The organism is Nibricoccus aquaticus, from assembly GCF_002310495.1.
Lineage (GTDB): Bacteria > Verrucomicrobiota > Verrucomicrobiia > Opitutales > Opitutaceae > Nibricoccus > Nibricoccus aquaticus.
This window is the reverse complement of the sequence record NZ_CP023344.1, coordinates 3,434,633-3,453,728: the sequence shown is the minus strand read 5'-3', so window position 1 is coordinate 3,453,728 and position 19,096 is coordinate 3,434,633. Positions and strand designations below refer to the sequence as shown.

Genomic DNA, 19,096 nt, shown 5'->3' with positions numbered 1-19,096 from the left:
GCCCATCCGAGCAATCCGTGGGTAAAAAATTTCCCTCAGAAATCTCATCCGCCTCCCCTCCAAAATCCGCATCCATTCGCAGTTAAAAACGCTTCCATAGTTCCCCGCATCTCCAGCCAACTCCACCCAGCGCCGCCTACTTCACCCGCAACCCGCTCACCCGCTCATTATTCTCCGGCACCGCATCGCTCATCCCGCCCGGTGCCACCACCACCGTCCGCAACACCCAGTGCCCCTCCGCGTCCACCCGTATCCGATCCACGGGCACTTTCAGCACCGCACTCGCCCCCGCCGCGATCACCGGCACCACCTGCCGCGACTTCACCCCGCCCGCCTCGATCTCCAGCACCGCCCCCGCCACCGCAAATCCCCCGCGGTTCTGCACCACCACATCCACCACCTCACCCGCGCCCGACGCCCCGCCCACCACACTCACGCCCGCTGCACCATCCGCCGTCCGCTCGATCCAGTGACTCGACACCGCCAGGTCCACCCGAGCCGGATTCCCCTCCATCGCCCACCCCAGATCGAGCACCCCTGCGCCATACTCAGCATCCGTCCCCGGCGCGCCCGCATCGTCGCTCCGCGCCGCTAAAATCTCCCACGCCTCCCGCCCGCTCCGCCCCGCCTTCTGCGACATCACCGCCGCGAGCGCGCCCGACACCACCGGCGCGCTCGCCGACGTCCCGCTAAACAACACCCGCTCTCCACCCAACCACGCCGCGCGCCCCCCCACACCCGGCGCCGTCATCTTGAGTCCTTCGCCCACGTTCGAAAATCCCGCCAGTCGCCCCGCCGCATCCGTCGCGCCCACCGAAATCACCCGCGCCTCTGCCGCCGGCCACGCCAGCATCGTCATTCGGTCATTACCCGACGCCGCCACGATCACCGCCCCCGCCGCCTCCGCATAATCCACCGCCCGCGTCAGCAGCACGCTCGTATCATAACCGCCGAGACTGATGTTGATCACCTTCGCCCCCGCATCCACCGCCGCCACGATCCCCTCCGAAACGGTGAACACATCGCTCCGCCCATCCTCCGCCGTCACGCGCACGCTGACGACCTGCGCCGCCGGTGCCACGCCTGCCACCTCGCCCGCGCCCGCCGCGATGATCGACGCCACCGCCGTCCCATGTCCGTCGTCGTCTCCACTTCCCGGCGACAACCCCAGCCCCACATCCACCGCCCGCAACCGCCCGCTCCCAAACGCCGCGTCCCCCGCCACCCCGCTATCAAGCACCGCCACGATCACCCCGCGCCCCCACTGACTCCGATCCACCGCCGCGCCCACCCCGAGCACGCGCAACAACTCCCCCCTCACCGCGAGCGCCCGCCCGTCCTCCTCGATCACCGGCCTCACCGGCCGGTCCACAAACGCATTCGCCCCGATCTCCTCGTAGTCCCGCACATGCTGAAATACTTCCTGCTGCACCGCCGCGATCGTGTCATAGCGCACCCGCGCCGCCCGCAGCTTCGCGCTCTCGCGCAAAATAAAAAACCCCGCCGCCCGCGCCCGCGCCTGGAATTTCCGATACGCCTCATCGTCCTTGAAAATCACGATCGCCTCCTTCTCCCGCGCCGTCCGCCGCTCCAGCCGCCTCCGCAGCAAATCCCGCCACTCCGCCTCCGTCCTCTCCCGCGCCGCCAGCCGCGCCAACCCCTCCCGCTCATCGGCCCCCACCGCACGCTCCACCTCGCCTGCCGCGCCTTCTTCTCCGCTCTTCCGCTCCGCCACGCTCCTACGATCCTCCGCTTGATTCTTCCGCGCTCCGCTCCGCCACTCGCCAAAAAACCACACCGCCACCAACAGCAACAACCCGCACACGAGTGCCGGCACGAGCGATGGTTTTGATGGCTTCGACATAAAAATTCACGCGCCCGACTCCAGACACGCTCCTCCACAGACGTGCCCACGCCCACCCAGGTTGCCACCCTTTTCTCCACCCCCTTCCGCCCTCAGCGCCCTTGATCGTTAAAAAATTCCCGTCTCCAAAATGTCCCGCCCCCTTCCGCTATCCTTCCTCATCTGTGCAATCCGTGGTTAAAAACTCCCCTCCGAAATCTCCTCCCTACTCATCTCTCCGAAATTCGCGTCCATTCGCGGACTGTCGCTAAGCCCGGCAACGCGGTTAAAAAATCCTCCCCCTTTCACTATTCACCCTTCTCCATTCACTCTTCCTCCATGCCCGACCCCATCGTCTCCGCCGGCTTCGCCAAAATGAACATCGAGGCCTCTAGCCGCCACGTCTTTCTCTGCGTCGGCCCCGACTGCTGCTCCACGACCGACGGCCTCGTCACTTGGGAATTCCTAAAAGCCCGCCTCAAGCACCTCGCCATCCCCGCCCTCCGCACCAAAGCCGCCTGCCTCCGCGTCTGCAGCGGCGGCCCCTGGCTCGTCGTTTACCCCGAAGGCATCTGGTACGGCCGCGTCACCCCCGAACGCTGCGAACGCATCGTCTCCGAACACCTCGCCCAAAACCGCCCCATCACCGAGTGGATCGAAAAATCCCACCCACTCGGCTGACGGTAATACGATCACTCAACCGCCGCCGACCATGCGCCCGCCCGCCGGACGGATGCTCGCCATCACATCGAGTTCCGCCCGCTGACGGCTGGAAAGCTGCGCTGCCAGCGTGACCGGAACAGGATTCACCCGCCGCTTCATGACCTTCTGGAAAAACAGATTGTTCGGGATCTGAATCAGCCGCCCATCCGCATCTCTCAGCGTCGTATAAACGAAGTTCAAATCCACCACGCGCCCGCAGATAGGCTCTCCCGCCACCTCGATTTCATCGCCGATATTAAACGGCCGCGCGATCAACATGATCACCGTGCAGGAGACATTGCTCAGCACGCTCCACACAGCCACGAAGCCGATCGCGATCATCGCCAGCACCGTCGAGAAAACAGCCCACAACCCGCCGAGATTAAATCCCAGCACGCTCAACATCAGCACCAGCGCCACCCCGCGGATCAACCACTTCACAATCCGCCGGAAAGGCGCCACATCGTGATCCGTCAGACTCGTCCGATCCGCGAGCAACTGCAGCCCGCGGCCCGAGACGAAACTCAGCACAAAGGCTGCGACCACGATTCCGATTAAAAGGGGCATCACCGCCATCAGCTGCGGGAGGATTTCTTGGATAAACGACAGGTCGATGTTCTGCATGACGGACTATTTCCTTTCTTGGTTGGCTGGATGCGACCGCCCGGGACCTCACCTCGCTCATCAAGCGCAGGGAATCTCACCGAAACGTCACACGTATGTATGAATGAAACCGCCGCGCAGTGCGCTCAGACGGCTTCGTTGACGCCAGACTATACGACGCCGTTCGCCATACGTCTTCAAAAATTTTCCGCGCACCCGAAAAAAAATTTCCCGCGCCGTTCCTTCCTCCCCTCCAAAAAAATTCGCGTCCCTTCGCGGTTAAAAAACCCACGCACCGTTCACAACGGTGCCTCAAACACCTTCGGCGTCGCCTTCTCCAAATCGCGCACCAGTCGCTCCACCACTTCCAGCGGCGTGATCGTCATCGACGCCGGCCCCACAAACGTCGCCACCGCCACCTGCCGCTCGCTCCGAACATCCTGCACCGTCACCTCCAGACTCGTCATGTGATTCTTAAAATCCCACGTCCACCGGTCCCGATAACTCACCACCGCCTGCGCCTCACGCGGCATCATCGTCAGCGGCCCATGCTCCGCCTCATACCCCCGCGCCTTCAACGCCTGCACCAGCAACCGGTCCAGCCCGTGGTTATCGTCCAGATTACTCTTCACCCAAAAACGCCGGTACTTGGAAAACTGCGCCCCCGGCTCCACCTGCGCCGTGTAGCTCGCGCACCCGGCAAGCAGCACCACGCTCAGCATCGTCATCAAAAAAATAACACCACGGATCGTCATCCGCCCAGCACACGCACCCGCCACCCACGGGCAAGCCAACGATGAAAGCCTTCTTCTCCCCGCACCCTGCTTTCTTCCTCTGGAATCCTGTTAATCCCGTTAATCCTGTCCAAACTCCGAATCCCTCGTCCCGCTCATTCACGCCCATCTCACTTTGCGAAAAACTTTCTCTCGTCCCTCCCGCGCCCACCCGCACATCTTCCCACCCGACATGAAACTCCCCCGCCCCGCCCGCTCCCTCGCCCCGCTCGCCTTCGCTCTCACCCTCGTCGTCCCCGCGCTCTCCCTCCGCGCCGCCGATCCCGTCAACACCACCGCCCCCGCTTCCGCCACGACCGACGCCGCCCTCACCGCCGCCGGCTTTTCCCCCGCCCGCCTCCAACGCCTGGATACCGCTATCGAAGACCAGATCGCCCGCCACCGCCTCGCCGGCGGCATCATGTACGTCGCCCGCGACGGCCGCCCCGTCGTCTTCAAAACCTACGGCCTCCAGGACGTCGAAAACCGCCAGCCCATGCGCGCCGACGCCATCTTCCGCATCGCCTCCATGTCCAAGGCCATCACCACCACCGCCGTCATGATGCTCTACGAAGAGGGCCGCTTTCGCCTCAACGACCCCGTCTCCAAATACCTCCCCGCCTTCAAAAACTCCGTCGTCGCCATCGCCCCGCCCGCCGGTTCCCCCGCCGATCTGAAATACGTCACCGAAAAAGCGAAACGCCCCATCACCATCCGCGACCTCCTCACCCACACCGCCGGCCTCACCTACGGCAACGGACTCGCCGCCGACGCTTATAAACAAGCCGGCCTCACCGACTGGTACCTCCTCGGCAAAAACGAAACCCTCGAGCAGATCGTCAACCGCCTCGCCACTCTCCCGCTGCACGGCCACCCCGGAGAACAGTTTCAATACGGCTATGCCGCAGACGTTCTCGGCCGCCTCGTCGAAGTCATCTCCGGAAAACCCCTCGATCAGTTCGTCGAAGAACGCATCACCAAGCCCCTCGCCATGCGCGACACCCACTTTTTCCTCCCGCCGGAAAAAGCCCCGCGCCTCGCCAACGTCTACGGCATCGAGAACGACCAGCTCGTCCTCAAAGAAACCGCCGCCACCAGCGACTTCATCCACGGCCCCCGCAAATGTTTCTCCGGCGGCGCCGGCCTCCTCTCCACCACGAGCGACTACACCCGCTTCCTCCAGATGCTCCTCAACAACGGCGAACTCGACGGCGTCCGCCTCCTCGCCCCCAAGACGGTCGAGCTCATGCACGCCAACCACACCGGCGACAAGTTCCTCGGCGAAGGCGACGGCTTCGGCCTCGGCTTCTGGGTCAGCACCGACCTCGGCAAGACCGGCGAAATCGGCACCGTCGGTTCCTACGGCTGGGGCAGCGCTTACTTCCCCGAGTACATCGTCGATCCCAAAGAACGCCTCGTGATTATTTTCATGACGCAACTCCGCCCCGCCGGCGGCTCCAACTTCAACCACCTCATCAAACGCCTCACCTACCAGGCCCTCATCAAGTAGCACTCGCGCTCGCGCGACGCCGCCCCTCCACTGCCTCCCCTGTGGAGGGACGAACTCCGTGTCGTCCACGCTCGTCACTCCGCGCCGCCGCGCACTATCGCGCGCGGCCCCCTTGGGAGCGCCGGCCTCTGGCCGGCTCCGCTGTTTCCGTAGTCCCGCCCGTGAACGCGTGGCATCCATAATTCCCATCCCCCACCGCGCCCTCCCCAATCCTGTTCATCCTCTTAATCCTATCCAAAAATTCCGTCCCTCCGCCTCCCCTTCCCGCCGCGATCCCGATTCCCCGCCCCCACATCACTGTCCCTCAGCGCCCATCAGTGGTTAAAAAAATTCCGTCTCCGAAATCCCCCATTCCGCCTCCGTCATCCGTGCCCATCCGCGCAATCTGTGGTTAAAAAACTCTCCTCCGAAAACCACCCGCGCTGCCTCAGCCTCCCCCTCCGAAACATTCGCGTCCATTGGCGTCCATTCGCGGTTAACCCCCCCCCCCCCTCATCCCAGCCCCTTCCGCTTCCTCCGCATCCCTCAATACCGCCACGGCCCATAAGGCCGCCCCCGCCAGCCCATCCCGTACCCGCGATTCCACCACAGCCCGTCGCCCTCCGCTACGGTGTAGGCAAAGTTAAACGCCGTCCCCGTCTTCACATTCACCTGCTCGACGCCCAGCGTCGCCGCCTTGTACTCGCGGTCCCCACTCCCAAATCCGTACTCCAGCTGCACGAACCCGTGCGTCTCCCAATCGGACCTCGTCTTCAGCAACAAGTCCGCCTCCGACGGCGGCCGCGTGATCAACACCGGCGGCTGCGCCGGAGTCGCCGCCAGCGCGCGCGATACCTGCCGGTCCAGTTGATATTTCTCGCCCGTCGTTAAAATCCCCAGCCCTGCCGCCACCCGCTCCTCGTCCGTCCGCCGGCTGATAAACGTCCCCGCGAATCCCCGCACATTCCCCTGCCGCGCCAGCTTCACTTCCTTCGCGATCATCGCCTCCAGCGCCGCCCGCTGCGCTTCCGAAAGTTTTTCCACGCCCACCGCTGCCCGCTCCTCCGGCGTCAGCTTCGCCCAAAATCCCTCCACCGGTTTCTTCGCCACCGCCTCGATCTTCGCCGCGCTCTTTTTCTCCACCGCCGGCACCTCGACAAACTCCGCTTCCATCACGCCCTCCACCGCCGACTCGGCCGCAAAAGCCCCGCCGGCCACCGCGGCCGTCGCCGCAAAACACGCCGCCAACACCTGGGTTTTCATGCCCGTTCCGACCCCGCGCCACTCTCCGTTGTTCCAACGTCCTGGCCCGCCGCCCGCCTCCGCAACTGCCCGCACGCCGCATCGATGTCCCGCCCGCGCGGCCGACGGAAATGCGCCACCACACCCCGCTCGCGCAGCACCGCCACAAACGCCTCGCCCGCCTCCGACTCCGCCCGCTCGTAAGCCACGCCCTTCAAGCTCAGCCCTGTCGGATTATACCAAAGCAAATTCACGTGCATCCGCCGCGCGCCAACCAGCTCCGCCAGCATCCGCGCCTGCTCCGGCGAATCATTCACGCCCTTCAATAAACAATACTGGATCGTCACCGGCCGCCCCGTCTTCGCCTGATACCGGTCCGCCGCCGCCAGGATTTCCTCCACGCCAAAACGCTTCCCCATCGGCAGCAACTTCGCCCGCGTCTCGTCATCCGGCGCGTGCAACGACACCGCCAGATGGATATTCAAATTCGCCTCCATCATCTTCTCGATCCCCGGCACGATCCCCACCGTCGAAACTGTGATCTGCCGCCACCCCAGCGCCCCGAGTTCGTTCGGCGCGATCCGCCGCACCGCTTCCAGCACGTTGTCCAGATTCAGCATCGGCTCGCCCATGCCCATGAACACCAGCGTCTGCACGTTCTTCCCCACCGCCGCCGCCTCGCGCCTTAACGCCAGAAACTGCTCCACGATTTCCCCCGTCGTCAGATTCCGTTCAAAGCCCGTCTTCGTCGTCGCGCAAAAATCGCATCCCATCGCGCACCCCACCTGCGACGACACGCAACCCGCCACCCGGTCCTCGCGAAAATCCGTCATCATCACCGTCTCCACCGTCCGCCCGTCGCGCAGCTTCAAGAGCAGCTTCGTCGTTCCATCCTCCGCCACCTGCCGCGCCACTTGCTCCGGCCGGTTCACCAAAAACTCCCCGCGCAACTTCTCCACCAGCCCACGCGGCAACAGCATCTCTCCCCAGCCCGCTTCGTCGCCGCTTTCATAATACGCCCGCAACAACGCCTCCGCGTGCGACGCCTTGAACCCGCTCTCCGCCAGCCACGCCTCCAGCTCGCCCACCGACAAATCCGACAGCGTCCGCCGCGACTCCGCGTTCGCTTCCATCTTCGCATCCGCGCTCACGGCTTCCACAACGCCTCCTTCGTGATCCGCCCCACCGTCGGACACCCCGCCAGCACCATCGCCACTTCCAGCTCCGCGCGCAAAATCCGCAACACATGCGCCACGCCCACCGGCCCCGCCGCCGCCAGCCCCCACACATAAGGCCGCCCGATCAACACCGCATTCGCCCCCAGTGCCAGCGCCTTGAATACATCCGTCCCCCGCCGCACGCCGCCATCCATGAGCACCGGCACTCTCCCCGCCACGCGCTCCACCACGCGCGGCAGCGCGTCGATCGTCGCCGGCACCGTATCGAGCGTCCGCCCACCATGATTCGAAACAATCACGCCCGCCACGCCCGCCTTCACCGCCAGCTCAGCGTCATCCGCGGACAAAATCCCCTTCAAGATCACCGGCACCTTTGCGAACGAGCGCAGCCACTCCACATCCTTCCACGTCGCCGCCAGCGCCAACCCTGCCGCATTGAAAATCGAGTTCTCTTCATCCGCCCCGCGCGCCGGAGCCGCCGCCAGCCCGCGCAGATTCACCGGCTCCGCCTCCGCCGGAATCCGCCACCGCGCCCGCTGCTCGCGATTCCGCAAATGCACCGGCGCATCCACCGTGACGACCAGCGCCTCCGCCCCCGCCGCCTCCGCCCGCTGCACCAGCGCTTTCGTGAACGCGCGGTCATGCTGGATATACAGCTGAAACCACCACGGCCCCTGCGCGCTCTTCCCAAAATCCTCCACGCTCACCCCCGCCTGCGTGCTCAAAATCATTCCCGTCTTCATCGCCGCCGCACCCAACGCCGTCGCGATTTCCCCATCCGCGTGCGCGAGTTTTTGATAAGCGACCGGCGCCAAAAAAATCGGCGTCTCCCACGTCCGCCCGAGCAGCTCCACCCGCGTGTTTGCGCCCGCCATGTCTTCCAGCACGCGCGGCAAAATCTTCACCCGATCAAACGCCGCCCGGTTCTCCCGCAGCGTGAGTTCATCCGCCGCCCCGCCCGCGATATACTCCCACGCCCCCGCCTCAATCCGCGCCCGCGCCAGCGGCTCGTAATCAGCCAGCGAAACAACTTCGTGCGGAATGATGGGCGCGTGGGACATGCGAAGCCGCACGTTTCAACACATCGCCCCATCCAACACAACTCCCCGCTCCGCTGCCAGAACGCCAGTCACTCATACGTCGCACAGCTTGCGTTTAACTTCAAAGCCCAGCGTATACTTCTTCGGGTCAGTATCCGGCACTCGAAACCCCGCCGCCGATTGTGTCCTTACTAAATCCGCTTTCACGTTTTGCGTCCGATCCTCAGCGGCTGTTTTGCCGCTTTCTTCAAGGAGGCCGGGAAACCGAACTGACCTACGCCGATCTCTGGCACTCATCGCAGCGGTATGCCCGTTTTTATAGGCAGAGCGGTCTTCAACCGGGCGAAGTGGTCCTCATCGTACTGCCTCACTCAACCGATCTCTTCGCGTCGTTCATGGGCGCCATGCTCGCCGGCGTGATCCCATCGTTCATGCCCCCGCGCACCGACAAGCAGGAGCAGGGGCTCTATTGGTCTTCGCACCAAAAGCTCTTCGCGCGCATCGGCGCCGGTGCCCTCCTCACCACGCGAGAGTATGAAACTCTGATCCACGAAAACATCCCCGGGCTTTCCTTGCGGCTTCTCGCCATCGAGGATGTCGCACAGGTTTCATCATCCGTCCCGGTTCCGATCCCGCCGATCACCGATGAATCGGTCGCCCTCCTTCAGCACAGCTCAGGCACGACTGGTCTGAAAAAAGGCGTCGCGCTGAGCCATCGCGCGATCCTTCGCCAGATAGAGGTTTATTCCAGCGCGCTGCGTCTCGATCCCTCCAAGGACGTCATCGCGTCATGGCTGCCACTTTATCACGACATGGGATTGATCGCGTGTTTCCTCACGCCACTAGTCACCGGAACCCCGGTCGTCATGCTGGACCCTTTTGAGTGGGTGGCCGCTCCACGCCTGCTTCTCGACGCTATTCAAAAGTACCGCGCGACACTCTGCTGGCAGCCCAACTTTGCCTTTCAACATCTCTGCCGCACCGTTCGCCCCGCGCCCACGCTCGATCTCTCATCGATGCGCGCATGGATCGATTGCTCTGAACCCTGCCGCGCCGAAACGCTCGAAGCCTTCACTCTGAAATTCTCCGCATATGGCGTTCGCCGCGAAAACTTCCACGTGTGCTACGCCATGGCGGAAACCGTTTTCGCCGTTACCCAGACCGCTCTCGCTCGCCCGCCCGGCGTGCTTGCCGTGTGCTCCGAAAAACTCCGCACGGCCCGCAGCATCGAACTCGTCGCGACCGATAAACAGCACCAACGGTTTCTCTCCAACGGAGCCGTCCTCCCCGGGCTTCAACTTCGCATCGTTGACGAGGCGGGCGACGTGCTTCCCGAAAATCGCGTCGGTGAAATTGCCCTCGCCGGCGATTATCTTTTCTCAGGCTACTATCACCTCCCCGAAGAGACCGCCCGTAAACTGCGCGGCGGCTGGTATCACACCGGCGACCTCGGATTCATACACGAGGGCGAGCTCTATGTCACCGGCCGCACCAACGACCTCATCATTGTCCATGGCCGCAACTACTACGCGCACGACATCGAGCACCTCGTCAGTCAGGTCGAGGGCGTCCATCCCGGCCGCGTCGTTGCCCTCGGTCTTTATCGCGCCGCAGTCGGCAGTGAGGAAATCGTCATTGTTGCGGAGACGACTGCGCAGACCTCCGCGCTTTCGGATTCGATCAAACAAACTCTGCTTAACCAGGCGGGCCTTCTTCCCTATGACGTCGCCTTGGTGGCCGCCGGCTGGCTGGTGAAAACCACCAGCGGGAAAATCAGCCGCGCGGAAAATCTTCTCAAATACCAACGCCAGCTCTCCGGCCAGACCCAGCCCCCAGCTTCGCCATGAACTCCGATGAAATCCTAGCCCGCGTTTCAGCCATCGTCAGCGATGCCCTGCAATCAGGCCCAGTCGTTCTCACACGTGACACCAAAGCCATGCAGGTCCGCGGATGGGATTCTCTGTCTCACACGATCATCCTCATCGCGCTCGAGGATGCCTTTGCCTGCACCCTTCCGGTTGATCGTACGCTGGCGCTCAAAAACGTGGGCGACCTCGTTGACCTCATCGCCGACGTCACCTCCCAACGCCGCTAATCGCCCGGCCGATGTCCGACTCCTCCTCTCCAAAGCGCAGGGTTCTTCTCTACGGCAATTGCCAGAGCGTGGGCGTGTTTCAACAGCTCCAGGCAAATCCCGCCGTCACGTCGCATTTCGATATTCAAAACGTCTTAAGCTTCGGCGATCCACCCCCAGGCAATCCGCTCGCCGATAATGATTATCTGCGATCCCTCGATGCGGTGATCTGGCAGACAGCCGCGGGGTTTCCTGCGCCGGACTTCATCGAGCACCTGCAGCCCGACTGCCGCCAATTTCGTTATCCCGCGCTGTCGCTCAAATTTCTCTGGCCTCTTCATTGCAGCGATCCACGCAACCAGCCCGAAGAGGGCATGCCCTATGGCCGCTATCCGTACGGCGACAGCCTGGTGCTCCGGCTTTTGAATCAGGGCATTCCCGCCGCAGAGATTGGTCGGCGATACTTGGAGACCGACCTTCTAAAACTATTCCCACTTGATCGCCTCCTGGAGCGCAGCTTTGCCGAGCTCCGCCACAACGACCTTCAGTCGGATTTTGCGGTCGCTCCACTGCTCGAAACCTCGTTCCGCCAGCGCCAGCTTTTCGCCACGATCAATCACCCCAACCGCCACCTGTTCGACGTGCTCTACCGTCACGTCCTCGCGTTTCTCCTCGGTACCACGCCAGACCTCACACCAAGCGCTGACCTCAAAATTCGCTACGATATTTTCGGAGACGAAGAAATCCCCCTGCATCCCCAGGTCATTTCCCACTTCGCCCTTTGCTGGTGCCGTCCCGACCAGCGCTGGCGTTATCGCTCGGCGTATCTCACCCACGCGGAGTACATCGAGGCGTACGCGCACCGCACCGCGATTCCCTTCGGCTCTTCCCCGCGCGTCTGGATGGACCGCGCGCAGCAAGCGTGCAGACACGGCAATTTCCCAGAGGCGGAATTCATCCTTTTTGAAGCCGCCACGATCTTCCCGACGATTCCGGAGTTCCTGCTCACGGCAGCACGGCTCGCGGTACGGCAAAATCGCCTGCTGGATGCCGAAAAAATTCTTCGTTATCACCTCCAGTCCAACCCCGACTATAAACCCATTCACGAGGAGCTCGCTCGTGTGATGAATCTCCGCAGCAGATCGAAATAGACCGCCTCCGATCCACGCCTAAATAACCTCGCGCTCGCGCTGCGAAAAAAAGGAAAAGCCGCGCAACCCGAAGGCCACGCGGCTTGGTTTCCCTAACCGGGCACCACCCCGGAAGTCTTAAAAATTTAGAAACGATAACTCACACTGCCACCCGTGCCGAAATCGGGACTCGCGTCGGTGAAGCCGGTGAGTGCGTACAGAATCAAATTCCAGCGTGGGCTGAAATCGTGGGCCACAAAGACCGACACTTCCGTCGCATCGTCCCCGCCGTCCACAATCTTCTGGCGCCAGTCGAGCGAGACTCCCGCGCGTGTGGTATCGGTTAAACGATAAGCAGAGCCCAACGACGCGTACGCGCCATTCTCTAATGCATAGAGATCGCTGTCCGTCATGAACCGGTATCCCAGCGTCGCGAACGGAATGAACGTCTGGCCCGCATAATAAAAATCCGCCTGCGCGTAGTAGTCCGTTTCGCCAGTACCAAGCCCTTTGGCTTCATCCGCAGTCGGTAGCTTCACCCGGGCAGTCAGATCGACCTGCACCGGTCCGATCACCGGACCCAACATGCGCGTCGCGCCGAGCATCACGTCGCCAATTCCCGATTCAGAATTGGAAACAGGCCGGGCCGGCGTGCTCGCACTCGTTGTGCCTCCAGATGTCGATCCAGGCAGCCCCGGCACAACACCCGATAAACCGCTGCTCGATCCGCTTCCGCCGCCACCGCTCGCACCTGTTGTCCCAACTGCATCGGCAGGCCCCTTGATCTTGAGATAGGGAACGCTCGCGCGCAGCACCCACTTTTCCACGTTGTACGTGAGCAGCAGCGGTACGGAAAAAACCTCAGTGTCTTCAGCAAACCCATAAGAGCCGCGGCTGTAATCGAAACCCGTCCCAACCTGCATGCTGTTGACCGGCCCAACCACCTCCGCCGGTGCGGCGGACTCAACCGATGAAGGCGCAGCCTCGGTAGTGTTATTGTTTTCAGAAGTAGCTGTCGTTTGTGCCAGCAAAGCTCCGGCGAATGTGATGCCGCCCGCAAAGGCGATAAACGTGCGTGGGGAGATCATAAGAAGTGGGAAAATGGCTGTCCGCCAATCGGCCCGTCCGGCGGGAAACACCGGACGGGCCAGTCGCGTAGAACAGGCGTGTTAGTGAAGTGATCTGGAGGATCGTTTGTTTTATTCGCGCACAGCTGAGCTCGTGCTCTGAGCGGTGCCACGTGTTTCGAGCGAGCCGATGCTGGCTTCCGCACTCGCGGCCGATTGCGAATAAGCTTCGTAATCAGCAGCGAGACGCTCACGCGCCTCAGACCATTCTTCAGCACCCGCTTTACGCGCAGCCTTCAAGCTGCCGCGCACGGTCTTTTCCTTGGCCTTGGCATCGTCGATGGCCGCATTGGCGCGGTCGCGAATATCGCCTTCGAGGCGGCGGGCCGAACGCTGGAGACGATCAACCGACTTCTCCGTGGCATCGATCCGGGAATCGACTGTAGTCAAAACTGCCTTACGCGTTTCAACACCCGCCTGGCGGATCTGCGCGGTCGTTTCAGCCGTGTTGAGCGACGCTCCGATCGTGCCGCCTGCGGTACCAGTGACCATACCACTGCTCGTCTGCACAGCGGGGGCTACGTTACCAGTCACGGACGAATTAACCGCCGCACCGCTTTGCAGCGGACGCGTCGCATTCACATTCGCGCCGGCGTTCGCACCGGCATTCACGCCAGCGTTAACTGCGCCCGAAACTGGGCGGGTGGCAGCGTTAGCTGCATTTTGAGCACCAGCGGTAACACCAGCTGAGGTGGCAGCAGCAGGAGCCGCGACTTGCCGCTGGGCGGCGGCGTTCGCGTTAGCTGCGGCATTAGTCGCAGCGTTGGTGGTGGCGTTAACCGTACCGCCGACCTGCGCCCAAGCGGCGGGAGCGAGAAGGGTGACGAGGGACAAAACAAGAAGCTGACGGGGAGTTTTTGTATTTTTCATGGTGGTATGCCTTTCAGCACACCATTCATCACATCCCGTTCCTACTGCGGCTTCGCATGAGCCATTTTAATTCGTAATCAACTGCCAATCAGAATACTTAAGAACTCGCTTAGCAAAAAAACCTAGAAGTTTTCTAAGGCTCAAAAGCTGCGACATGCAATTCCTCTGAGACCAAATTTGTGCAATTCGCACGTTTCTCGTGCGCCTCATTTGCACAAGCTCCCTCACACGCGCGTCAGCGGCAAATCTCCCGCCTTCAGGGGCCGCCCCAGATTCCTCTGCAGCCGCGCGCACAACGTCAGAAACAACATCGCTGTCGTGAATGCATCGCCCTCCGCCGTGTGCCGCTCCACCGGTGGGATGCCGCATTGCGCGCACACTTCGTCGAGAGACGGCGCCCGCTGCCCCGGATAACCCGTTTTCGCAAACGCATCCACCGCGATCATCGCCAGGTTCGCTGTGTCCAGCAGCGGATTCCGCAGCGCCACTCCGTAGTGCCGTTTCAACGCCGCCGTGATCATCGTCGCGTCAAACGCCACGTGATGCCCCACCAGCACCGCCCCCTGCAACCGTGGCAGCAAATCCCTCAAAATATCCGCCTCCAGCCGTCCCGTTGCCGTCTCCGACGGCAGGATACCATGCACCGAAACCGCCGAGCTCATCGGTGCCGTCGCCTGATAAATCAGCCACGCCGTCGAGCTAGCCACCTGCAACCGCCCGCCCTTCACCTCGATGATCGCCAGCGAAAGCATCCGGTCCTTCCCCGTGTCGAAGCCCGTCGTCTCCGCATCCAGCGCCACGAAACGCATGTCGGGCAGCAGCGTTTTCTCCGCCACCTTTTTTTCAGTCCCGTCGATGTACGCCTGGAGAAACGGCTCCAGTTTTTTCCGTCCGAAGAACCAGCTCATAACCGCTTCGCCTCCGCCTGAAATTCCAGCTTCACCGCCTGCTGCACCGTGCGCACCACATCGAAAACATTCCCGAGCTGCGCGCGCTCCAGCTTCGTCAGACTCGCCGGGTCGAGGTGACGCCCCGAATCGCCCCGCCGCAGCCCGTTGAGATTTCTCAACCGCAGCAAAAACTCATAAGCCTCGCGCGCCAGTCCCGCCATCTCCGCGCGCTCCGGCACCGTCCGCCGCAGCTCATCCCAGCGTCCGCCCGTCGAGTAGCGCCGGTTGAGTTTATAGTGCAGCGAGAAAAGGCGCGCCGCATCCCGCAGCGGAGCCATCCCGCGCGACTTCAAATCAAACTCCTCGTCGCCGCCACCAAACGCCTCCACCACCAGCCGCCCGATGAAATTCAGCGGCGGCGTCGAATCCACGATCAGCTCCGCCAGCCGTTGTTGCAGCGGCAGATTCGCCCCCACGCTCGCATAGATTTTTTCTCTCAACTTGTCGCACAGCTCGCGCTCGCCCGCGACGAACCGCAGATCAAACAGCACCAGCGCGCGCAATAACCCGTCGCCATCGGTGAACGCATCCACGCCTTGAATCTCCTCGATCCATTCCTTGTCCGTGCGGCACCAGCGCGGATTCAGCGCCATCACGCCGCCCTGGCAGCGCGCGAATCCCGCCCCCACCAATTTGTTCACGACGATCGTCGCCAGCTGCGTGAAAATCCCCCGCGCCCGTTCGTCTTCCTCGGCCGATCCGCTCGCCGCGAAAACCATCGCGTTGTCCATGTCCGTCCGCAGCACCTGCTCGCGCCGCCCGTCGCTGCCGACCGACATCCAGGCCCAGTCCACTTTCGGCAGCTTCACGCCATCGTCTTCGAGTTCATCGATCGCGAGGGTCAGCATCCGCTGCAAAAGTTCATCGTACAGCTCCGCGCAAATCTGCCCAAGGTAGATCGCCGACACCCCCGCTTCCAAATAACTCCGCGCGATCGCCTCGATCTCGTCGCACAGCTCACGGAAACGCGCATCCGACTTCGCGTATCGGATCTCGCGCAACAACCCCGCCGGATGATGCCCGCTCTGCGCCAGCAGATCTTTGTGCGTGCAGACATCGAGCGCCTTCGTCTTCGGCGTGCCGTCTTCCGTGACGACCACTTGCCCGATACGCTCGCGTAACATCGTCAGGATTGCCGCCGTCGCCGACGAATGCGGTGAAACCGTGAACACCGGTTTCGCCATAATCTTCGAGACCGGCGCCTTCTTATCCATGCCGTCCACGATCACGTTTTTCACGAGCGTGTTGCTCGTCACGATTCCCAACGGCCTTCGCTCATCATCGACTACCAGAATCGACGGCAGCCGCTTGCTCGACATCAACGTCGCCGCCTCCTCCACCGTCGCGTTCAGCGGACACACCAGCAACCGCTCCAGCGGCCTCGGCTGCACGATCTGCGCGCCGTCGAGATGCGCCTGCAAAATATTCTTCGCCCGCCCCGCCACGCTCGACTCCGTCGGCTCCGAATACTCGATCTGGCTCCCCACGCGCACCGCCCAGAACATATGCCGCCGCGCATAGTTCCGCGCCGCGTCGTTGTGCTCCAGCAACGGTTTGAATTTTTCCCACGGCAGCCCGTAAAACAAACTGTCCTCCACCGCCTGCGCCGTGACACGGAACGGCTCGCTGCGCATCAGCGCGCTCAGCCCGAGCACATCGCCCACATCGCGCACATCCACGCGATCGCTGCGGCCCTCGTTATTCCACACATACTCGACGCGCCCCTGCGCGAGAAACAGCACTTCGTTCCCCGGCCGGTCGCCCTGCTTCCACACATTGTCTCCCGACGGCACCACCCACACATCCGCCTCCGCCGCGAGCGCGGAAACTTCGCTGGCTTGCAGCATCGAGAAAGGAGGGAAACGCCGCAGCGCGTCAGCGATGCGGTCGGGGATGACATTGCGAGAAGAACCCATGGGATGGTAACGTGCGCTCTGTCCTAGCGCAGGTCAGGCCCGCCACAATCAGGAATCTCGACGCACCCGCTTCGATGCTGGCCTGCTCACGCCGCCTGCACCGCAGTCTTCGCCCGCCGCCGTGCGATAAACCGCGAGCACGGCGCCTTGATCAGCCCATAATAAATCCCCAGCAGCACTGCCATTCCCACGAGTGCATACAGCGCCCCTTCAATCGTCGTCGGCACCGCCGGCTTGTAGAAACTCCACGTCGCGTTCGCGATCTCCGCATCCACGTGCTGCAAAAACGCAAACGGCCGGGTCAGTGGCGACGCCCCCGCGATCGCCGCCTGCGCCGTCTCCAGATGCTCCACCCGCACACTCGCCTCGCTCATCACGCCGCCCAGCTTCGCCACCGCCGTATCCGAGTTCGCATTCGTCTGCGCGATGAACTGCTCCAGCGAAATCCCCGACTGCGCCGCCACTTTCTTAAACTGCTCCAACTGCCGCCGCGCCTCATCTAGATGCCCGCCGAGCCGCTGCAAATACTGCTGCATGAACTCCGGCGCCTGCGAAAAAATCACCGCTCCGCCCACGCACAACGCGCGATCCAAAAGCTTCTCCCCCGTTCCGAGCACAGCGCTTCCGATTTTCATGCGCCCACCGTGCGCAAACCGCCTCCCGCCGCAAGCCGCCTTCCCGCTCGCTCAATCCTTCGCGCTCACACTTCCGCAAACGGCACCAGCTGCACCAGCGTACACGCCGGAGCTGGACCATTCTCGCTCTTCTGCCCCGTCCAGAAACGAAGCCGCCAGCGGCTCGCGCCACTGATCGCCGTGCCGCCGCCCTTCGACGGCAGATCGTGCAAAGGCGCTCCACGCAAATGCGGGAAACACGCGACCTCCACGTACGAGCAACGCGACGTGATCTTCTCTTCAACAAAATGCTTCACGCACAGCCCGCGCTCCGATTCCTCGAAGAGCAGATCGCGCACATTCGCCTGCGTCGCGCGCCACAAACTCCACGCGATCACTTCCGACAAAGGCGAAACGGCGGTGGGCAATGCGGGCGAAGCGGCGAAGACAAAGTGTAGATTTTCCATGGCGTATCGTTTTGTCCCGCCCGTCCCGTGACGCGCTGGATCTGACGACGCCCAAAAAATCGACACGCCCGCCCCTGCATTCAAGTCACCGCTGACCACCTCGCCCAAGTGTACAGCTTTTTGACCAGCAAAACGCGCTGTCCCCACGCCTACTTTACCTCGACCGGAAACGGCACAAACCGCTCCACCCCGCCGAGATTCACCTGCGCCCAGATCACATAACGCCCGCGCTGCGGGATCGTGATCTTAAACGTCAGCCGCGGCTCCCTCGCATCCGGCCGCCTCGAAAGATCGCCCTCGTTCGGATGCAAATGCGCGAACCCGCTCCGCCCCTCGTCGAACGCCACCAGATGCGCATACGCATCCATCACCGGCTCCAACGCCACCTCGCCCCCATCCGCCCGCGTGATCGTAAACGCCAGATCCGCCACCACCCCCGCCCGCAACTCACCGCCCTCCACCTTCAACGCAAACACATGCCCGTCCCGCACGACCCGCATCCCCTCCGCTGCCTCCGTTGTAGGCGGGGTGCCCACACCCCGCAAAACCGTCGCCATCACACCCGCGTCGCGCTCACCCGAAGCAGCCGCCACCTCCAGATCCGCTCCCGCATAAAGCCCGCGCCCCGTCGCCGTCGGCGTGAAGTCCGCAAAAATCCGATACAGCCCGCCGCTCTTCGGCGTGAACGCAAAAACCCACTCCCCATCCTTCGCCCCCGGCTCCGGATGCAGATGCTGATAATCCCCCAGCGACGGATCGACCACCAGCAGGTGCAGCTTGCGCGTATGCATCACCGCGAGATCAACCGGCCCGATCGCCTTCCCGCTCGCCGTCGCCAGTCTCGCGACTCCACGCACTTCCCGTCCCGCCTGCGCCGCCGCGCCCTCCGTCGCGATCGTCATGCTCACCGGCGAACGCACCGCCATCACCGGGATGAACTGCGGATTCGACGGATCGCACATCTCCAGGCTCCCCGGACTTCCGCCCGTGCGAAAATCGATGTGATTCAAATTCGTCCCCGTCGGCAGCACGCGAAATCCCGCGTACAACGCCACCGCCCCGGCCGTGATCAACGCGA

18 protein-coding genes are annotated in these 19,096 nt (G+C 62.9%); 5 read left to right on the top strand and 13 right to left on the bottom strand.

Annotation, left to right across the window (positions count from 1 at the left end; genetic code table 11):
- Nucleotides 1-136 precede the first annotated feature (136 nt).
- A complete protein-coding gene (locus CMV30_RS13835) occupies nucleotides 137-1,864 on the bottom strand; it encodes a S8 family peptidase (RefSeq protein WP_138223304.1) in 1,728 nt (575 codons plus the stop codon).
- 318 nt (nucleotides 1,865-2,182) lie between these two features.
- Between CMV30_RS13835 and CMV30_RS13830 the strand changes: the two genes are divergently transcribed.
- Nucleotides 2,183-2,524, top strand: coding sequence for a (2Fe-2S) ferredoxin domain-containing protein (locus tag CMV30_RS13830; RefSeq protein WP_096056588.1), 342 nt, complete (start codon nucleotides 2,183-2,185; stop codon nucleotides 2,522-2,524).
- Between the two features lie 15 nt (nucleotides 2,525-2,539).
- On the opposite strand, the gene CMV30_RS13825 is transcribed toward CMV30_RS13830, so the two are convergent.
- Together CMV30_RS13825 and CMV30_RS19535 are read right to left on the bottom strand one after the other, a co-directional pair.
- Nucleotides 2,540-3,169: a mechanosensitive ion channel family protein gene (locus tag CMV30_RS13825; protein WP_096056587.1), complete on the bottom strand. Its 630-nt coding sequence runs from the start codon at nucleotides 3,167-3,169 to the stop codon at nucleotides 2,540-2,542.
- A gap of 278 nt (nucleotides 3,170-3,447) precedes the next feature.
- The gene (locus CMV30_RS19535) at nucleotides 3,448-3,876 is read right to left on the bottom strand and encodes a hypothetical protein (protein ID WP_138223303.1); all 429 of its coding nucleotides are present in this window, start codon (nucleotides 3,874-3,876) and stop codon (nucleotides 3,448-3,450) included.
- Nucleotides 3,877-4,114: 238 nt separating this feature from the next.
- Here CMV30_RS19535 and CMV30_RS13815 point away from each other — a divergent pair, with 238 nt between their 5' ends.
- Nucleotides 4,115-5,431 carry a serine hydrolase domain-containing protein gene (locus CMV30_RS13815; protein ID WP_096056585.1) on the top strand — a complete coding sequence of 439 codons (1,317 nt, stop codon included), beginning with the start codon at nucleotides 4,115-4,117 and terminating at the stop codon, nucleotides 5,429-5,431.
- Nucleotides 5,432-5,956: 525 nt separating this feature from the next.
- On the opposite strand, the gene CMV30_RS13810 is transcribed toward CMV30_RS13815, so the two are convergent.
- The 3 genes from CMV30_RS13810 to CMV30_RS13800 are packed head-to-tail and all read right to left on the bottom strand — an operon-like array spanning nucleotide 5,957 to nucleotide 8,891.
- Nucleotides 5,957-6,673 carry a hypothetical protein gene (locus CMV30_RS13810; RefSeq protein ID WP_096056584.1) on the bottom strand — a complete coding sequence of 239 codons (717 nt, stop codon included), beginning with the start codon at nucleotides 6,671-6,673 and terminating at the stop codon, nucleotides 5,957-5,959.
- Complete coding sequence (rlmN, locus tag CMV30_RS13805; RefSeq protein WP_245844204.1) at nucleotides 6,670-7,812, bottom strand: dual-specificity RNA methyltransferase RlmN; 1,143 nt, start codon at nucleotides 7,810-7,812, stop codon at nucleotides 6,670-6,672. Before rlmN ends, CMV30_RS13810 begins: the two co-directional genes overlap by 4 nt.
- Nucleotides 7,800-8,891: an alpha-hydroxy acid oxidase gene (locus CMV30_RS13800; protein ID WP_096056583.1), complete on the bottom strand. Its 1,092-nt coding sequence runs from the start codon at nucleotides 8,889-8,891 to the stop codon at nucleotides 7,800-7,802. The genes rlmN and CMV30_RS13800 overlap by 13 nt, the downstream gene beginning before the upstream one ends.
- Nucleotides 8,892-9,052: 161 nt before the next feature.
- Here CMV30_RS13800 and CMV30_RS13795 point away from each other — a divergent pair, with 161 nt between their 5' ends.
- From CMV30_RS13795 to CMV30_RS13785, 3 genes are read left to right on the top strand one after another with little or no spacing between them, the layout of a single operon-like run.
- Nucleotides 9,053-10,717 (top strand): AMP-binding protein, encoded by a 1,665-nt coding sequence (locus CMV30_RS13795; RefSeq protein WP_175414880.1) that lies wholly within the window; start codon nucleotides 9,053-9,055, stop codon nucleotides 10,715-10,717.
- Entirely contained in the window at nucleotides 10,714-10,965 is a 252-nt protein-coding gene (locus tag CMV30_RS13790) for an acyl carrier protein (RefSeq protein WP_096056581.1), read from the top strand. The genes CMV30_RS13795 and CMV30_RS13790 overlap by 4 nt, the downstream gene beginning before the upstream one ends.
- 11 nt (nucleotides 10,966-10,976) lie before the next feature.
- Nucleotides 10,977-12,095 (top strand): WcbI family polysaccharide biosynthesis putative acetyltransferase, encoded by a 1,119-nt coding sequence (locus CMV30_RS13785; protein ID WP_096056580.1) that lies wholly within the window; start codon nucleotides 10,977-10,979, stop codon nucleotides 12,093-12,095.
- A gap of 125 nt (nucleotides 12,096-12,220) precedes the next feature.
- Here the strand turns inward: CMV30_RS13785 and CMV30_RS13780 are convergent, their stop codons facing one another.
- From CMV30_RS13780 to CMV30_RS13750, 7 genes are all read right to left on the bottom strand, one after another.
- Complete coding sequence (locus tag CMV30_RS13780; protein WP_138223302.1) at nucleotides 12,221-13,162, bottom strand: transporter; 942 nt, start codon at nucleotides 13,160-13,162, stop codon at nucleotides 12,221-12,223.
- A gap of 111 nt (nucleotides 13,163-13,273) precedes the next feature.
- Complete coding sequence (locus tag CMV30_RS13775) at nucleotides 13,274-14,071, bottom strand: hypothetical protein (protein WP_138223301.1); 798 nt, start codon at nucleotides 14,069-14,071, stop codon at nucleotides 13,274-13,276.
- Nucleotides 14,072-14,295: 224 nt separating this feature from the next.
- Entirely contained in the window at nucleotides 14,296-14,979 is a 684-nt protein-coding gene (locus tag CMV30_RS13770) for a 3'-5' exonuclease (RefSeq protein ID WP_096056577.1), read from the bottom strand.
- Complete coding sequence (locus tag CMV30_RS13765; RefSeq protein ID WP_096056576.1) at nucleotides 14,976-16,937, bottom strand: DUF294 nucleotidyltransferase-like domain-containing protein; 1,962 nt, start codon at nucleotides 16,935-16,937, stop codon at nucleotides 14,976-14,978. Before CMV30_RS13765 ends, CMV30_RS13770 begins: the two co-directional genes overlap by 4 nt.
- 86 nt (nucleotides 16,938-17,023) lie before the next feature.
- Nucleotides 17,024-17,572 carry a DUF2937 family protein gene (locus CMV30_RS13760; RefSeq protein ID WP_096056575.1) on the bottom strand — a complete coding sequence of 183 codons (549 nt, stop codon included), beginning with the start codon at nucleotides 17,570-17,572 and terminating at the stop codon, nucleotides 17,024-17,026.
- Between the two features lie 65 nt (nucleotides 17,573-17,637).
- On the bottom strand, nucleotides 17,638-18,018 hold the full coding sequence (locus tag CMV30_RS13755; protein ID WP_096056574.1) for a hypothetical protein: 381 nt from the start codon (nucleotides 18,016-18,018) through the stop codon (nucleotides 17,638-17,640).
- 149 nt (nucleotides 18,019-18,167) lie between these two features.
- Nucleotides 18,168-19,091, bottom strand: coding sequence for a hypothetical protein (locus tag CMV30_RS13750; RefSeq protein WP_217494504.1), 924 nt, complete (start codon nucleotides 19,089-19,091; stop codon nucleotides 18,168-18,170).
- Nucleotides 19,092-19,096: the final 5 nt, after the last annotated feature.

Excerpts from the sequence above, each read along its gene's own strand:
- CMV30_RS13765 (WP_096056576.1), bottom strand. The coding sequence starts at position 16,937 with ATGGGTTCTTCTCGCAATGTCATCCCCGACCGCATCGCTGACGCGCTG.
- CMV30_RS13835 (WP_138223304.1), bottom strand. The coding sequence starts at position 1,864 with ATGTCGAAGCCATCAAAACCATCGCTCGTGCCGGCACTCGTGTGCGGG.
- CMV30_RS13760 (WP_096056575.1), bottom strand. The coding sequence starts at position 17,572 with ATGAAAATCGGAAGCGCTGTGCTCGGAACGGGGGAGAAGCTTTTGGAT.
- CMV30_RS13785 (WP_096056580.1), top strand. The coding sequence starts at position 10,977 with ATGTCCGACTCCTCCTCTCCAAAGCGCAGGGTTCTTCTCTACGGCAAT.
- CMV30_RS13830 (WP_096056588.1), top strand. The coding sequence starts at position 2,183 with ATGCCCGACCCCATCGTCTCCGCCGGCTTCGCCAAAATGAACATCGAG.
- CMV30_RS13800 (WP_096056583.1), bottom strand. The coding sequence starts at position 8,891 with ATGTCCCACGCGCCCATCATTCCGCACGAAGTTGTTTCGCTGGCTGAT.
- CMV30_RS13770 (WP_096056577.1), bottom strand. The coding sequence starts at position 14,979 with ATGAGCTGGTTCTTCGGACGGAAAAAACTGGAGCCGTTTCTCCAGGCG.
- CMV30_RS13810 (WP_096056584.1), bottom strand. The coding sequence starts at position 6,673 with ATGAAAACCCAGGTGTTGGCGGCGTGTTTTGCGGCGACGGCCGCGGTG.
- CMV30_RS19535 (WP_138223303.1), bottom strand. The coding sequence starts at position 3,876 with ATGACGATGCTGAGCGTGGTGCTGCTTGCCGGGTGCGCGAGCTACACG.
- CMV30_RS13755 (WP_096056574.1), bottom strand. The coding sequence starts at position 18,018 with ATGGAAAATCTACACTTTGTCTTCGCCGCTTCGCCCGCATTGCCCACC.
- CMV30_RS13775 (WP_138223301.1), bottom strand. The coding sequence starts at position 14,071 with ATGAAAAATACAAAAACTCCCCGTCAGCTTCTTGTTTTGTCCCTCGTC.
- CMV30_RS13790 (WP_096056581.1), top strand. The coding sequence starts at position 10,714 with ATGAACTCCGATGAAATCCTAGCCCGCGTTTCAGCCATCGTCAGCGAT.
- CMV30_RS13825 (WP_096056587.1), bottom strand. The coding sequence starts at position 3,169 with ATGCAGAACATCGACCTGTCGTTTATCCAAGAAATCCTCCCGCAGCTG.
- CMV30_RS13780 (WP_138223302.1), bottom strand. The coding sequence starts at position 13,162 with ATGATCTCCCCACGCACGTTTATCGCCTTTGCGGGCGGCATCACATTC.
- CMV30_RS13815 (WP_096056585.1), top strand. The coding sequence starts at position 4,115 with ATGAAACTCCCCCGCCCCGCCCGCTCCCTCGCCCCGCTCGCCTTCGCT.